13 protein-coding genes and 1 pseudogene are annotated in these 15437 nt (G+C 70.5%); 9 read left to right on the top strand and 5 right to left on the bottom strand.

Annotated elements, in window-relative coordinates; translation table 11 throughout:
- Positions 1-4 precede the first annotated feature (4 nt).
- The 4 genes from IEZ10_RS25860 to IEZ10_RS25845 all read left to right on the top strand — a co-directional run bounded on the left by IEZ10_RS25860 (position 5) and on the right by IEZ10_RS25845 (position 4979).
- The gene (locus tag IEZ10_RS25860; protein WP_189249117.1) at positions 5-1783 is read left to right on the top strand and encodes an ABC transporter substrate-binding protein; all 1779 of its coding nucleotides are present in this window, start codon (positions 5-7) and stop codon (positions 1781-1783) included.
- Positions 1784-1861: 78 nt separating this feature from the next.
- Entirely contained in the window at positions 1862-2875 is a 1014-nt protein-coding gene (locus tag IEZ10_RS25855; protein ID WP_189249116.1) for an ABC transporter permease, read from the top strand.
- The gene (locus IEZ10_RS25850; RefSeq protein ID WP_189249115.1) at positions 2872-3927 is read left to right on the top strand and encodes an ABC transporter ATP-binding protein; all 1056 of its coding nucleotides are present in this window, start codon (positions 2872-2874) and stop codon (positions 3925-3927) included. The genes IEZ10_RS25855 and IEZ10_RS25850 overlap by 4 nt, the downstream gene beginning before the upstream one ends.
- Entirely contained in the window at positions 3924-4979 is a 1056-nt protein-coding gene (locus IEZ10_RS25845) for an ABC transporter ATP-binding protein (protein ID WP_308426306.1), read from the top strand. The genes IEZ10_RS25850 and IEZ10_RS25845 overlap by 4 nt, the downstream gene beginning before the upstream one ends.
- A gap of 237 nt (positions 4980-5216) precedes the next feature.
- On the opposite strand, the gene IEZ10_RS25840 is transcribed toward IEZ10_RS25845, so the two are convergent.
- The gene (locus tag IEZ10_RS25840) at positions 5217-6038 is read right to left on the bottom strand and encodes a GNAT family N-acetyltransferase (protein ID WP_189249114.1); all 822 of its coding nucleotides are present in this window, start codon (positions 6036-6038) and stop codon (positions 5217-5219) included.
- A gap of 181 nt (positions 6039-6219) precedes the next feature.
- Between IEZ10_RS25840 and IEZ10_RS25835 the strand changes: the two genes are divergently transcribed.
- A complete protein-coding gene (locus tag IEZ10_RS25835; protein ID WP_189249113.1) occupies positions 6220-7107 on the top strand; it encodes a LysR family transcriptional regulator in 888 nt (295 codons plus the stop codon).
- 53 nt (positions 7108-7160) lie between these two features.
- On the opposite strand, the gene IEZ10_RS25830 is transcribed toward IEZ10_RS25835, so the two are convergent.
- Positions 7161-8132: a LysR family transcriptional regulator gene (locus IEZ10_RS25830; RefSeq protein WP_229811650.1), complete on the bottom strand. Its 972-nt coding sequence runs from the start codon at positions 8130-8132 to the stop codon at positions 7161-7163.
- A gap of 92 nt (positions 8133-8224) precedes the next feature.
- Between IEZ10_RS25830 and IEZ10_RS25825 the strand changes: the two genes are divergently transcribed.
- Complete coding sequence (locus IEZ10_RS25825; RefSeq protein WP_189249112.1) at positions 8225-9529, top strand: aspartate aminotransferase family protein; 1305 nt, start codon at positions 8225-8227, stop codon at positions 9527-9529.
- 162 nt (positions 9530-9691) lie between these two features.
- On the opposite strand, the gene IEZ10_RS25820 is transcribed toward IEZ10_RS25825, so the two are convergent.
- Both IEZ10_RS25820 and IEZ10_RS25815 read right to left on the bottom strand, forming a co-directional pair.
- Entirely contained in the window at positions 9692-10378 is a 687-nt protein-coding gene (locus tag IEZ10_RS25820) for a response regulator (RefSeq protein WP_189249111.1), read from the bottom strand.
- 238 nt (positions 10379-10616) lie between these two features.
- Complete coding sequence (locus IEZ10_RS25815) at positions 10617-11486, bottom strand: RecB family exonuclease (RefSeq protein WP_189249110.1); 870 nt, start codon at positions 11484-11486, stop codon at positions 10617-10619.
- A 170-nt stretch (positions 11487-11656) separates the two neighbouring features.
- Here IEZ10_RS25815 and IEZ10_RS25810 point away from each other — a divergent pair, with 170 nt between their 5' ends.
- Positions 11657-12748, top strand: a complete 1092-nt coding sequence (locus IEZ10_RS25810) for a site-2 protease family protein (protein ID WP_189249252.1) — start codon at positions 11657-11659, stop codon at positions 12746-12748.
- Positions 12749-12767: 19 nt separating this feature from the next.
- Positions 12768-13574 (top strand): annotated as a pseudogene (locus tag IEZ10_RS25805) (IS630 family transposase); the annotation flags it as partial.
- Positions 13575-13636: 62 nt separating this feature from the next.
- On the opposite strand, the gene tnpA reads toward IEZ10_RS25805, so the two are convergent.
- Positions 13637-14131, bottom strand: a complete 495-nt coding sequence (tnpA, locus tag IEZ10_RS25800) for an IS200/IS605 family transposase (RefSeq protein ID WP_229811649.1) — start codon at positions 14129-14131, stop codon at positions 13637-13639.
- Between tnpA and IEZ10_RS25795 the strand changes: the two genes are divergently transcribed.
- On the top strand, positions 14109-15347 hold the full coding sequence (locus IEZ10_RS25795; protein ID WP_229811648.1) for an RNA-guided endonuclease InsQ/TnpB family protein: 1239 nt from the start codon (positions 14109-14111) through the stop codon (positions 15345-15347). The two genes, tnpA and IEZ10_RS25795, sit on opposite strands and share 23 nt — an antisense overlap.
- The last annotated feature ends 90 nt before the right edge of the window (positions 15348-15437 follow it).

Below are 15437 nucleotides of genomic sequence, written 5' to 3'. Positions count from 1 at the left end.
CACGATGAGGAAGACCAAAGCCTTGGCGCTCGCCGCGCTGGGTACCACGCTGACCATGGGTCTTGCCGCCTGCGGCGGTACGGCCGGCGGCGGTGGCAACAACACGGGCTCGGGCAACCAGGGCACCGGAGCCTCCGGCACGGCCTTCAACGACGCCTACACCAAGCTCGTCAACGCCTCCGACGCCAAGGGCGGCACGCTCAAGTTCGCGCTGACGGACGAGCCGGACTCCACGGACCCGGGCAACACCTACTACGCCTGGAACTGGAACTTCTCGCGGCTGTACGCCCGTCCGCTGATGACCTACCAGCCCGCCCCGGGTGAGGAGGGACTGAAGCTCGTCCCCGACCTCGCCGAGGGCCCCGGTCAGGCCAGCGAGGACGGCAAGACCTGGACCTACAAGCTGAAGAAGGGCATCAAGTACGACGACGGCACGGAGGTCAAGGCCGCCGACGTCAAGTACGCCATCGCCCGCAGCAACTTCACCTCCGAGCTCACCGACGGCCCGAAGTACTTCGCCCAGTACCTCGACGCCGAGGGCTACAAGGGTCCGTACAAGGACAAGAACCTCGACGACTTCAAGGGCGTCGAGACCCCCGACGACTACACCGTCGTCTTCAAGCTCAAGGCCCCGTTCTCGGAGTTCGACTTCCTGGTCGCCAACCCGCAGTCGGCTCCGGTGCCGCAGGCCAAGGACACCGGTCTCGACTACGAGAAGAACGTCGCCTCGACCGGCCCCTACAAGTTCGAGAGCTACGAGGTCGGCAAGCAGCTGAACCTCGTCAAGAACGAGAACTGGGACCCGTCCACCGACACCACCCGCAAGCAGCTGCCGGACCGCATCGAGGTGCAGTACAAGCAGAACGCCGACGACATCGACCAGCGTCTGCTCAACGGGCAGATCCACGTCGACCTGGGCGGCACCGGCGTCCAGCCCGCGGCCCGCGCCAAGATCGTCGGCAAGCCCGAGCTGAAGAACTCGTCGGACAACCCGTACACGCCGTTCAACCGCTACGCGATGATGTCGACCAAGGTCAAGCCGTTCGACAACATCGAGTGCCGCAAGGCCGTGCAGTACGCCACCGACAAGGTCGCCACCCAGGCGCCGTGGGGCGGCCCGCTCGGCGGTGACATCGGCAGCACCGCGATGACCCCGACCACCGTCGGCTACAAGCCGTTCGACCTGTACCCCAACGGCGCCGACCACAAGGGCGACCTGGCCAAGGCCAAGGAGAGCCTCGCGGCCTGCGGCCAGCCGAACGGCTTCGAGACCAACATCGCGGTCCGCGGTGACCGGGTCAAGGAGGTCCAGGTCGCCGAGGCCATGCAGGCCTCGCTCGACCGGGTCGGCATCAAGGCCACGATCAAGAAGTACCCCTCGGGTGACTGGAGCTCGCAGTACGCTGGCAAGCCGGACTTCGTGCACAAGAACGGCCTGGGCATCATGGTCGCCGGCTGGGGCTCCGACTGGCCGTCCGGCTTCGGCTTCCTGTCGCAGATCGTCGACGGTCGCTTCATCAAGGACTCCGGCAACTACAACATGATGGAGCTGAACGACCCGTCCGTTAACGAACTGCTCGACAAGGGCATCCAGACCACCGACACGACGGCCCGCAACGAGATCTGGTCCGAGGTCGACAAGAAGGTCATGGAGTCGGCGGCGTTCATGTCGTTCGTCTACGAGAAGACGCTCCTCTTCCGCCCCTCGAACCTGACCAACGTGTACGTGCACCCGGCCTACGGCATGTACGACTACACGTGGCTCGGCGTCAAGCAGCAGTAGTCCTTCTCTAGCCAACCAAAGGCAGGTGAAGGCCACGGTGCCCGGGAGCGACCCTCCCGGGCACCCGGCCGAACGATCGTGGTCGCATTCATCGTCCGCCGCGTGATCGCCGCCGTGCTGATGCTCGCTGTCGTCAGCGCGGCCACCTTCGCGATCTTCTTTCTCATCCCACGGGCCCTGGGACAGACCCCCGAGGGCATGGCGTCGCGCTACGTCGGACGGGATGCCACCCCCGAAGCGATCCAGGGCGCCGTCAAACGGCTGCACCTGGACGACCCGCTCATCGTGCAGTACGGGCGGTTCGCCAAGGGCATCGTCGCCGGCGAGGACTACTCGCTCGGCCCGCGCAAGGCCGAGTGCCCGGCGCCCTGCTTCGGCTACTCCTTCAACAACAACCAGCCGGTCTGGCCGACGCTGCTCGACCGGCTGCCCGCGACGATGTCGCTGGCCGCGGGGGCGGCGATCCTCTGGCTCATCGCCGGCGTCAGCATCGGCATCGTCTCCGCGCTGAGACGCGGCACCGCGCTCGACCGCGCGGCCATGACCGTGGCGCTCGCCGGCGTCTCGCTGCCCATCTACTTCACCGGCCTGGTCTCGCTGTCGGTGTTCGCCTACACGCTCGGGATCTTCCCCGGCGGCGGCACCTACACCGGGATCTCCGAGAACCCTGTCGCCTGGTTCCAGGCGCTGGTCCTGCCCTGGATCACCCTGGCGTTCCTCTACGCGGCCCTGTACGCCCGGCTCACCCGGGCGGGCATGCTGGAGACCATGGGCGAGGACTACATCCGCACGGCCCGGGCCAAGGGCCTCAAGGAGAGCACGGTCGTCACCAAGCACGCGCTGCGCGCCACGCTGACCCCGATCCTCACCATCTTCGGACTCGACGTCGGCCTGCTGCTGGGCGGAGCCGTGCTCACCGAGAGCACCTTCTCCATCCCCGGCGTCGGCAAGCTGGTCATCGACGCGATCCGCGGCAACGACCTGCCGGTCGTGCTCGGCGTGACCATGTTCGCGGCCTTCTTCATCGTCCTGGCCAACCTCATCGTGGACATCCTGTACGCGGTGGTCGACCCGAGGGTGAGGCTCTCATGACGACGGCGCCCGGTTCCTCCGCGCCCGACTCCTTCCTGGAGCTGCGCGACCTGCGCATCCACTTCCCGACCGAGGACGGGGTCGTCAAGTCGGTCGACGGCCTGTCGTTCAAGCTCGACCGGGGCAAGACCCTGGGCATCGTGGGCGAGTCCGGCTCCGGCAAGAGCGTGACCAGCCTCGGCATCCTCGGCCTGCACAAGGGCGGCCGGGCGAAGATCTCCGGCGAGATCTGGCTGGACGGCGAGGAGCTCGTCGGGGCGAGCGTCGACCACGTGCGGACGCTGCGCGGCAAGAAGATGGCGATGATCTTCCAGGACCCGCTGTCGTCCATGCACCCGTACTACACGGTCGGCGCCCAGATCATCGAGGCGTACCGGATCCACCACAAGGTCAGCAAGCAGGTGGCCCGCAAGCACGCCATCGACATGCTCGGCCGGGTGGGCATCCCGCAGCCCGACAAGCGCGTCGACAGCTACCCGCACGAGTTCTCCGGTGGCATGCGCCAGCGCGCCATGATCGCCATGGCCCTGTCGTGCGACCCCGAGCTGCTGATCGCCGACGAGCCCACCACCGCCCTCGACGTGACGGTCCAGGCGCAGATCCTGGACCTGATGCTCGACCTGCAGCGCGAGTTCAACTCCGCGCTGATCGTCATCACCCACGACCTCGGCGTGGTCGCCGAGCTCTCCGACGACATCCTGGTGATGTACGGCGGCAGGTGCGTCGAGTACGGCAGCGCCGAGGACATCTTCTACCGGCCCGAGCACCCCTACACCTGGGGCCTGCTGGGCTCCATGCCCCGCCTGGACCGCGAGCCCACCGACCGGCTGATGCCGATCAAGGGCAGCCCGCCCTCCCTGATCAACGTGCCGTCCGGTTGCGCCTTCAACCCGCGCTGCGCCTACGAGGGCCGCACCGGGGGCAAGGCCACCACCGAGGTGCCCCAGCTCGCCGAGACCGAGGGCGGCCACCTGGTCCGCTGCCACATGCCGCCCGCGGAGCGGCGGGCCATCTGGGAAAACGAGATCAAGCCGATGTTGGAGAGCACGTGACTGACGACAAGGGCGCTGCGGTGACCGATCCCGGTGCGCTGCTGTCCGTCCAGGGGCTGCAGAAGCACTTCCCGGTGACCAAGGGCCTGCTCAGGCGTCAGGTCGGCGCGGTCAAGGCGGTCGACGGAGTCAGCTTCGACGTCCGCAAGGGAGAGACGCTCGGCCTGGTGGGCGAGTCCGGCTGCGGCAAGAGCACCACCGGCCGCCTGATCACCCGCCTGCTGGAGCCGACCGGCGGGAAGGTCGTGTTCGAGGGCGAGGACATCACCCACAGGTCGCAGTCGTCCCTGCGGCCGCTCCGCCGCGACATGCAGATGATCTTCCAGGACCCCTACTCCTCGCTCAACCCCCGGCACACGGTGGGCGCCATCGTCGGCGCGCCCTTCCGCATCCAGGGCATCAAGACCGAGCAGGGCACCAAGAAGGCCGTCCAGGAGATCCTGGAGCTGGTCGGGCTCAGCCCCGAGCACTACAACCGCTACCCGCACGAGTTCTCCGGCGGTCAGCGCCAGCGCATCGGCATCGCCCGCACGCTCGCGCTCAAGCCCAAGCTCATCATCGCCGACGAGCCGGTCTCCGCCCTCGACGTGTCGATCCAGGCGCAGGTGGTCAACCTCCTGGAGGACCTGCAGAACGAGCTCGACCTGACCTACGTCATCGTCGCGCACGACCTGTCGGTCATCCGGCACATCAGCGACCGGGTCGCGGTCATGTACCTCGGCAAGATCGTCGAGCTGGCCGACCGCAAGGACCTGTACGAGTCGCCCATGCACCCGTACACCAACGCGCTGATGTCGGCGGTGCCGGTCCCCGATCCGGCCCGGCGCAAGGACCGCGAGCGCATCCGGCTCCAGGGCGACGTGCCCAGCCCGCTCAACCCGCCGCCCGCCTGCCGCTTCCACACCCGGTGCTGGAAGGCCCAGGAGGTCTGCAAGACGGTGGAGCCGCCGCTGGTCGAACTGGCCGCCGGCCACCAGGTCGCCTGCCACTTCCCGGAGAACGCCCCCGCCCCGGCCGCCGGGCCCGCTCCGGGGGAGACCGTCCCGGCCTGACCGCCCGCCGGGGGAGACCGCCCGGCCGGCCGTCCCGCGCGACGCCGGGACGAGCACACCTCGTCCCGGCGTTCGTCGTCTCCCACCGCGCCGTTTCCCCGGGTCCGTCCGTCCGCGTCCGGCCCCTCGGCCCGATCGGCCCCCGCGTCCGCCCGTCCGTCCGCGTCCGGTCCGCGGACCGGCCGGCCCCGGCGTCCGGCCCCTCGGCCCGCGAGCCGCTCCCGGCCCGCGGGCACCTCAGCCGAGCGCCGACATGACCGGGGCGAAGAACCGCGACCGGTCACCGGGCAGCGGCCCGGACCCGGCGACCATGTCCGACGTCCGCATGCCCGCGGTCACGCCGTGGCCGTCCAGCCACGCCGCCAGCTCCGGGCGCCGGTCCTCGACCTCCAGCCGCACCGGCCGCCCGGCCCGCGCGGCGAGGTCGGCGATCAGGGCGCGGGCGTCCTCCGGGCTCGCCGCGACCACCGGGCCGACGACCGTGTTGGTGACGTTGCGCCACATCCCCGCGTACCCCGACACGCCCCGGCCGTCGTCGATCACCCGGATCTCCTCGGCGAAGCCCGCGTAGCGCCGCAGCAGATCGGACCGGTCCGCGCCCGCGACCTCGGCGTCCAGGTCGGCGATCGCCTTGAGGTCCTCCGGCCGCGCGGCGCGGGAGGCGCCCGACGGCGGCCCGGTGAAGACCCCCACGTGCATGGAGGCCCCGCCGGTCACCCGGAACCCCAGCTTCTCGTACAGGGGCCGCCCCTGGGCGGTGGCGTTCAGGAAGACGGTCAGGCCGCCCGCCCGGTCCAGCACGTGCGCGATCAGCCGGGTGCCCAGGCCCCGCCGTGCGAGGCGGGAGGCCACCAACACCATGCTGACCGCCGCGGTGCGACCTCCGTACCGGGTCAGGATCGCGGTCGCCACCAGGTCCCCGGCGCCGTCCACGATCCCGTACCCCTCGCCGCCCTCCAGCAGGAAACGCCACTTGCGCTCCTCCCGGCCCCAGTCCCTGTCCTCGGCGAGCCGCAGGCAGTCGTCGAGGTCGCCGGACGTCAGCTTCCGGATCACCATCACATTCCTCCAAGGTCCCGGGCGCCCCCGCCACGGTGCCGGGGAACGCCGTCGCGGCGGGCCCGGCCCGTCCGGGCGGCTCGCCCGTCCCGCGAACATCACCGGACGATCCTCGGGTACGGGGTGCCGGCCGGTCCGACAGTTTCCCGCTATGCCGATAGCCGACGACTATCATCTCGGGGTGGACATCACGCTGCCCGCCGTACGGGCGTTCGTCGCCGTCGCCCGCGCCGGCTCCTTCCGCGGGGCCGCCGCCGCACTCGGGGTCAGCCAGCCGACGGTGAGCGCCGCGGTGCGCCGCCTGGAGGCCGCGGCGGGCCGGCCGCTGCTGGTCCGCGACCGCGACGGCGCCCGCCTGACCGAGCTGGGCGCCGGAGTGCTGGCCCACGCGGCCGCGGTGACCGCCGCCGCCGACGAGTTCGAGGCCCTGCTCGCCGGGGACGCCCCCGGCCTCACCGTGGGCTTCATGGGCGAGGCGGCGGGGACGCGCACCTCGATGCTGCTCGGCGCGGTACGGCGGGCCTCCGGCCGGGACGTACGGCTGCGCCGCTTCGACTTCGACGACCCCTCCTGCGGCCTGCTGGCCGGGACCAGCGACCTGGCCGTGGTGTGGCCGCCGCTGACCGACGACGCCCTGGACCTCATGGTCGTCAGCGCCGACCGCCGGGCCGTCGCGGTGCCCGCCGGAGACCCGCTCTCCCGGGCCTCCGCCCTCGGCCCGGCCGACCTGGGCGGCCGGGTGTGGGTGGTGCCGCGCAGTCCCGACCCGGTCTGGCGGGACTTCCGCAGCCCCGGGTCGCTCGGCGTGACGGACATCGCCGGTGAGATCGGGTCCGGCGCCATCGAGGAGACCCTGGAGCTGGTGGCGGCGGGCCAGGGGATCGCCCTGCTGTCGCAGAGCACCGACGAGCACTACGCCCGCACCGGGGTGGTGTTCGTGCCGCTCTCCGGCGACCGGCGGTGCACCGTCGCCCTCGCCTGGCGGCGCGCCGACACCCGGCCGGTGCTCTCCAGGATCCTCGCCGAGCTGCGCGGTCACGCCCCGGCGGGCCATCCGCCGGCGCCGTGACCGAGGGTTCCCCGCCGCCCGGCGCGGCCCCGGCCCCGGCCGGCCCTGCTCGATCAAGGACCGTTCCTCGCCGCTGAGGTCTCCGCCGGTACCGCCTCGCGGGCGCTGTCGCGAAGCTGTGCCACCGCGCGGGCGATGAGGTCGCCGCGCCGCCGATCCTGACGGGCGTGGACGACGATGCGCCGGAAGACGGTGGGGCGGACCACGGGCCTGGCGACGACTCCGTCGGGGAGCTCCGCAACGGCCAGGCGGGGCAGGACGGTGACGCCGATGCCCGTCTCCACCAGTCGCAGCGCCGCCCGGTGATCGTCCAGGCGGGCGGCATAGCGTGGCGTGAATCCGGCGGCCCGGCAAGCGGTCAAGATGATCTGTCCGATCGGGCTGTCGTAGATGTCGTGGTCCACCCAGGGCTCGCCTTCGAGGTCCCGGAAAGCGAGTTCGCGGGCATCGGCGAGGGGGTGGGCGGCGGGGAGCACGGCGACGAGTTCCTCGATGGCGAGTTCATGACGCTGGTAGCCGTCGAGGTGCACTTCGGCTCCGTCGGCGGGCTCGGTCCGGATGTCGAGGTCCGGCCGTCGGCGACCGCGCCCGTCGACGGGTTCGTTGAGGCTGATCTCGACGGTGAGGTTCGGCTGGTGCCGGCGAACGGTCCGCACGACCTCTGGGATCCACCGCTCGGCCGCAGAGGCGAAGCAGGTGATCGCCAGATGCTGCGCCTGACCGCTCCGGAGGTCCGCGACGACACGTTCGAGGCGTCCGAAGTCGGCGAGGAGCGACTGGGCCTGGTCTGCCAGGTGCCGTGCGGCATCGGTGGGGCTGATACCGCGTCCCTGCTTCTCGAAGAGGACCAGCCCGGTCTCCTTCGCCAGGGCGGTCATGTGCTGGCTGATCGTCGCGGGGGAGTAGCTGAGGTTCCGCGCCGCTTGGTTGATCGACCCGGCGGCCAGGACCGCGCGCAGGATCGCGAGGCGTTGCGGGTTGAGCATGATATCGACCATAAGGCAATACCGAATGATAAGTCGCATTTGTTTGCTTGTTGCGAGTTTTGTCGTCGGTGGAAGATGGCACCGAGCAGAAGATCCGACGTCGTCTCGGACGCGGTGAGAGAGGGTTGACGATGGACACGACGTTTTGGGACGAGGCGGACCGCCTCCTGATCCGCTACGGAACCGGCTTCACCCCGCGGGTCATCGAACGAGCCTCCGGTGCGTACGTCTTCGATCGCCAGGGCACGCCGATCCTCGACTTCACCTCGGGGCAGATGAGTTCCATCCTCGGCCACGCGCACCCGGACATCGTGGCGACGGTCTCGTCCGCGGTCGCGTCGCTGGACCATCTCTTCAGCGGCATGCTCAGCGCCCCCGTGCTGGAGCTCGCCGACAGGCTCACCGCGACCCTGCCCCCGGCGCTCGGCAAGATGATGCTGCTCACCACGGGAGCCGAGGCGAACGAGGCCGCGATCAAGATGGCCAAGCTCTCCACCGGCCGCTTCGAGATCGTCTCCTTCGACCGCTCGTGGCACGGCATGACCCAGGGGGCCGCCGCCGCGACCTTCTCCGCCGGGCGGCATGGTTACGGTCCCCCGACGCCGGGCAACCTGGCGCTGCCCACGCCGAACGCCTATCGTTCGCCGTTCCGAACCTCCGACGGGTCGCACGACTGGGAGGCCGAGCTCGCCTACGGCTTCGCCCTGGTCGACCGGCAGTCCGCCGGGAGCCTCGCCGCCTGCCTCATCGAGCCCATCCTGTCCTCAGGCGGGATCATCGACCTGCCGCCGGGGTATCTGCGTCGTCTCAAGGAGATGTGCGACGAACGCGGGATGCTGCTCATCCTGGACGAGGCGCAGACCGGCCTCGGCCGCACCGGGGCGATGTACGCGTTCGAGCGCGACGGGGTCGTACCCGACATCCTGACGTTGTCGAAGACCCTGGGAGCCGGACTGCCCGTGGCGGCCGTCATCACGACCGCCGAGATCGAGCAGGTCTGCCACGACCGGGGTTTCCTCTTCTACACCACCCACGTCTCCGACCCCTTGGCGGCCGCCGTCGCGCTGACGGTCCTCGACGTCGTCGAGCGCGACAACCTCACGGAGCGTGCCGCGACGCTGGGCGAGCAGCTCACCGGCCGGCTGCTGGCGCTGCGCGACGACTACGAGGTCGTCGGTGACGTTCGCGGCCGTGGCCTGCTCCAGGGTGTCGAGCTCGTCAAGGACAAGAAGAGCAAGGCGCCCGCCGACGCACTGGGTAAAGCGATCACCGCGGCCTGTCTCGAACGCGGCCTGCACATGAACATCGTCCAGCTGCCTGAGATGGGTGGCATCTTCCGCATCGCCCCGCCTCTCACGATCGGGGAGGACGAACTGCACCTCGGCGTGGACATCCTCGAGGCGTCCATCAAAGCGGTGCTCGACGCCGCCGGATGATGTGAGCCGGTGTCCCGCGCCCGTCGCCGCCGGCATCGGTCCGCCGATGCCGGCATCGCCGCCGTCAAAGCTCTCTCGTATGCCCGTGGAACACCTTCCGTATGGACGAAGCCCCCGGTGGTGACGGCCACGGAGGCGGACGCGACCACCTCCGAACGGTTCCTAGGAGAAGGCGGTGCCCGGGGTGATCAGGCCGGTCTCGTAGGCCAGGACCACGGCCTGCACGCGGTCGCGCAGGCCCAGCTTGGTGAGGACGTTGCCGACGTGCGTCTTGACGGTCGTCTCGCTCACCACCAGCTCGGCGGCGATCTCGGCGTTGGACATGCCCCGGGCGATCAGCCGCAGCACCTCCAGCTCGCGCTCGGTGAGGCGCTCCAGCCGGGCCGGGGCCGACGGGCGGCGGGTGGACGGCAGGTGCGCGCCGAACCGGTCGAGCAGCCGCCGGGTGACGCTCGGCGCGACGATGGCGTCGCCCGCCGCGACCACCCGGATGGCCTGCACCAGCTCCTCGGGCGGGACGTCCTTGAGCAGGAAGCCGCTGGCTCCGGCGCGCAGCGCCTCCACGATGTACTCGTCCAGGTCGAACGTGGTCAGCACCAGCACCCTGGGCACGTGGGCGCCGTGCGCCGCCTCCCGGACGATCCGGCGGGTGGCGTCGATGCCGTCCACGCCGGGCATCCGGACGTCCATCAGGATCACGTCGGGCAGCAGCGCCCTCGCCTGCTCCTGGGCGGCCTTGCCGTCCCCGGCCTCGCCGACGACGGCGATCTCCGGCTCGGCCTCCAGGATGAGGCGGAAACCGGTGCGCAGCAGTGGCTGGTCGTCGACCAGCAGCACTCTGATCGTCATCACACACCTTCGAGGGGAACCGGGCGCCGGCCTCGGAGCGGCCCTCCGCACGGGCCGATCCGCGGAACTCCACCATAGAGGGACGGCGCGCCCCCCGGCGCCGCGAGCCCGCGCCGGGTTCGTTCCGAGGAGGGGCCCGGCCCCACGGGGCCGCGGCCGTCACCGGTCCCGCCCGCCGCACGCCCGGCCGGTACGGGGCCGGTCCCGGAGCCCGCCGGCCGTACCGGTGCGGCGGACCTCAGAGCTCGTCGGTGGCGGCCCTGGGCGTGCGGCGGGTGCTGCGCACGGTGTCGCCCGGCTGCCGCTCGGGCACCGGCGGGGGAGTGCCGCCGAACTCCGGGCACAGCTCGCGGTAGTTGCACCAGTCGCACAGCCGGCTGGGCCGTGGACGCCATTCGCCGGTCTCCAGCGCCCGCTCGATGGCCGCCCACAGCGCCTGCACCTTGCGCTCGGTGGCCAGCAGGTCGGCCTCGTCGGGGGCGTAGCGCAGCACCTCGCCCGCGCCGCCGAGGTACATCAGCTGCAGCAGGCGCGGCACCGAGCCGTGCAGCCGCCACAGCGTCAGCGCGTAGAACTTCATCTGGAACAGCGCCTTGGCCTCGAAGGCCGGCCCCGGCGCGCTGCCGGTCTTGTAGTCGACCACGCGGACCTCGCCGGTGGGCGCGACGTCCAGCCGGTCGATGAAGCCCCGCAGCATCAGGCCGCTGTCGAGCACCGCCTCGACGTACAGCTCCCGCTCGGCGGGCTCCATGCAGGTGGGGTCCTCCAGGGTGAAGTAGCGCTCCAGCATGGCGCGGGCCCCGGCCAGCCACTCGGCCCGCTCCCGCTCCCCGGAGAACATGCCGGCGTAGGCGGGCTCCTCCTCAAGGAGCCTGTGCCACTGCGGCTCCAGCAGATCGAGGGCCGCGGCCACCGTACGGCCCGGCGCCGGCAGGTCGTACAGGCGCTCCAGCACCGAGTGGACGACCGTGCCGCGCACCGCGGCGGGCGACGGCGGCTCGGGAAGCCGGTCGACCACGCGGAACCGGTACAGCAGCGGGCACGTCATGAAGTCGCCGGCGCGGGACGGCGACAGCGCTCCGATGATCGTGGGCTCGGTCAGTGACATGCCCGCACTGTAGGTCACGGTGGCGACAGTTTGGGCCCGGGGTGGGCCGCGGGCGTCCGCGCCCGGCGTGGGCGGCGCGTAGCATCAAGGCCAACAGACGCGAGCGAGCGAGGAACGGTGAGCCAGCGGTGAGCAGCGAGAGCCCGCGCCAGGAAAGTCCCGGGCTGCGGATGGGGCGGCCGTTCGGAATCCCGGTCTACGTCTCACCGACCTGGCTGCTGGTCGCGGCGTTCATCACGTTCACCTTCCAGGAGGTCGTGGCGTACCGGCTGCCGCAGCTCAGCCTCCCGATGACGTACGTCGTCTCCTTCGTCTTCGCGGTCCTGCTGTACGTGTCGGTGCTGCTGCACGAGCTGTCGCACTGCGTGGTCGCCAAGATGTACGGCCTGCCGGTCCGGCGCGTCACCCTCTACCTCCTCGGCGGCGTCTCGGAGATCGAGCGCGAGCCGGAGACGCCCGGCAGGGAGTTCATGGTCGCCTTCGCCGGGCCGCTGCTGTCGCTGGGCCTGGGCGCCGCCGGCTACGCCGCCTCGATGTTCATCGACCCCGGCACCGTCCTCGGCGTCCTGGTCTTCCAGCTCTGGCTGGCCAACCTGGTCGTCGGGATCTTCAACCTCCTGCCCGGCCTGCCGCTGGACGGCGGGCGCATGCTGCGCGCCGGGGTGTGGAAGGCGACCCGCAGCCCCGGCTCGGGCACGATCGCGGCGGCCTGGACCGGCCGCGTGCTGGCCGTCGTCCTGATCGCGGTGCCGGTCAGCCTGGCGCTGATGAGCGGCCAGGACCCCAGCTGGGGCATGGTCATCTGGTCGGTGCTGCTGGCCAGCTTCATCTGGATCGGCGCCACCCAGGCACTGCAGGGCGCCAAGCTGCGGGCCCGCATCCCCCAGCTGAACGCCCGCTCCCTGGCCCGCCGGGCCGTCGCCGTGACCGGGGACGTGCCGCTGGCCGAGGCGCTGCGCCGGGCCGCCGAGGCGCACGCGGGCGCGGTGGTCGTGGTCGACCACGACGGCCGCCCGACGGGCATCGTCAACGAGGTGGCGGTCGAGGCCACCCCGGAGCACCGCCGTCCCTGGGTGACGGCGGGCTCGCTGGCGCGCGGCCTCGAACCGTCGCTGGTGCTGGCCGCCGACCTGGCGGGGGAGTCCCTGATCGACGCCATGCGCCAGTCCCCGTCGGGGGAGTACCTCCTGGTGGAGCGCGACGGCACCGTCTTCGGGGTGCTCGCCACCTCCGACGTCAACCGGATGTTCAGCACTATCTAGTGTCATACGCCTGAAATTCGTCGGAGAGGTCGTGGTGATGACCTTGGAGGAAACGCCCAAGGGCGCCACTCATTGGTCACGCGCCTCGATGGCCAAGCGCAGCGGCCTGTCGAAGTCCACGATCGGGCGGATTTGGCGCGACTTCGGGCTCAAGCCCCACCAGGCCGATACCTTCAAGCTGTCGACGGATCCACTGTTCGTGGAGAAGGCCGTCGATGTCGTGGGGCTGTATCACAACCCGCCCGAGCGTGCGGTGGTGCTCTGCGTGGATGAGAAGTCACAGATCCAAGCGTTGGATCGGTCGCAGCCGGTCCTGCCGATGATGCCGGGCATGCCCGAGCGGCGTACCCACGACTATGTCCGCAACGGGATCACGAGCCTGTTCGCCGCGTTCAACATCAACGATGGAACCGTGATCGGTGAGCTGCACCGTCAGCACCGTGCTACCGAGTTCAAGAAGTTCCTGGTCATGATCGACAAGACGGTTCCCGCCGTGTTGGACGTCCATCTGGTCTGCGACAACTATGGCACCCACGAGACGCCGGCGATCAAGGCGTGGCTGGCCCGCCACCCGCGGTTCCACATGCACTTCACCCCGACCGGGTCCTCGTGGATCAACCAGGTGGAGAGGTGGTTCGGGTTCCTGACCGATCAGCTGATCCGGCGCGGGGTGCACAAGAGCGTCCAGTCCCTGGAGAAGGACATCCGGGACTGGATCGCTCAGTGGAATGACAACCCCCGGCCGTTCGTGTGGAAGAAGATCGCAGAGGAGATCCTCGAATCCATCGCACGATATTGCCGACGAATTTCAGGCGCAGGACACTAGCGAGGAACCCCGGGCGTTCACGCCCGGGAGGAATCGCTTCCCTTCCCCCTCTCCGGACGCTTCTAATTCTCGATGTACTCCTTGACGACCGATAGAAAAGCCCCGCCGCAGGAAGCGGCGAAACAGGACGGGGACCAAAAATGCCCGCCCTGCGGATACCTGCGGGCATGCTCGCCGTACTCCTTGCGCAGCAGCCGGGCCGAGACGCTTTTGGGCGATTTGACCAGGACCGACAAGGCGACCTTGAGCGGGTAGTGCACCAGCGGATGGGTATGGCCGGATGCGCCGATGAACGTGGCCGGGTCCGTGCCGGATGAGTCGCACACCTCCGTCATGATCTCCTCGCGGCGCGAGGAGCGGCTCTTCGGTGAACACTCCGCGCCGATGCTCGGGCGTGAAAACCACATGAGCAGGGAGGCTAGAGAAGATCCTGCCGCGATCTGGCCAGGTCCGGCCAGATTCGGCCGGATGCGGCTGGATTCGGTGTCCGGCTTTCCCGGACGAGGGCAGGGGCCGGTCGCTACTGTGTTCGAGGTGAAGCTGGTGGTGCAGGTCAAGCTCCTGCCGACGCCCGAGCAGGCGGCGGCCCTGGCCGCGACCCTGCACGCGGTCAACGCAGCCGCCACCGCCGTCTCCCACACCGCATATGCGACGCACACCTTCGGTGTCTACGACCTGCGCCGGCTCGTCTACGGCGAGCTGCGCGCCGATGGGCTGTCGGCGCAGACCGCCCAGCACGTCATCAAGAAGGTCGCTGACGCCTATGCCACTCTGCGCGGCCTGGTCCGCGCCGGACGCCTGACCGGCAGGCGCCGCCGCAAGGCCGAGAGCACACCCATCGCGTTCCGGCCCGAGGCCGCCCACCCGTTCGATGACCGGTGCCTGTCCTGGCGGATCGACGCGCGCACGGTGTCGATCCGGACGGTGCGCGGCCGGATCAAGGACCTCGCGTTCACCGGCTCGGCCGAGCAGCTCACGATGCTCGCCGCCCACCGGCGGGGTGAATCGGATCTGGTGTGCCGGGACGGCATGTGGTTTCTGATCGCCACCTGCGAGGTGCCCGAGGCGCCGCTCAACGCAGAGCCGTGCGGGTGGATCGGGGTGGACCGGGGCATCGTGAACCTCGCGACCACCAGCGACGGCGTCGACCACAGCGGTGAGGGTCTGGCCCGCTACCGGCGGCGCATGGCGCGCCTGCGGGCCGAACTCCAAGCCAAGGGCACCAAGTCGGCGCGGCGCAAGCTCAAAAAGCGCGCCGGGCGTGAGGCCCGGCACGCCACGCACACCAACCATAAGATCAGCAAAGAGATCGTGGCCGATGCGCAACGCACCGGGCGCGGCATCGCCGTCGAAGATCTGGCGGGGATCCGTGAGCGGGTACGGCTCTGGCCGTCCCAGCGGGCCACGCTCTCGTCCTGGCCGTTCCACCAGTTGGGCGAGTTCCTGGCCTACAAGGCCCGCCGCGCCGGGGTGCCGTACACGGGGGTGGATCCGGCCTGCACCTCGCAGACGTGCCCGGTGTCCTGGTGCGGGTCCGTCGGGCGGGGCAACCGTCCCAGCCGGGACCTTTTCTCTTGCCGGTCGTGTGGGTTCGCTGGGCCCGCCGACCACATCGCCGCCCTCAACGTCGCACGACGTGCCCAGGTGGCGTGGGTGTTCGTCAACACGCCCAACGACCCCGCCGTGGAAAGCGGGGTCAGTGCGTCCCGTGCCTGCCCTCCAGACAGGCGCGAGAGACGCAAGCCCAGGGCTGCTTCAGCCCTGGGTCGTTGACCGGCGTCTGATCCACGCCGGAGGCCCGGCCGGCGGCCGCCGAGAGGGAGTCAGCCCCGGGTCCGTCTGCTGTACTTTTTCCTATGGCCT

It is taken from the genome of Streptosporangium pseudovulgare (assembly GCF_014648055.1).
Classification (GTDB): Bacteria; Actinomycetota; Actinomycetes; order Streptosporangiales; family Streptosporangiaceae; genus Streptosporangium; species Streptosporangium pseudovulgare.
This window is presented reverse-complemented; position numbering and strand designations above follow the sequence as displayed.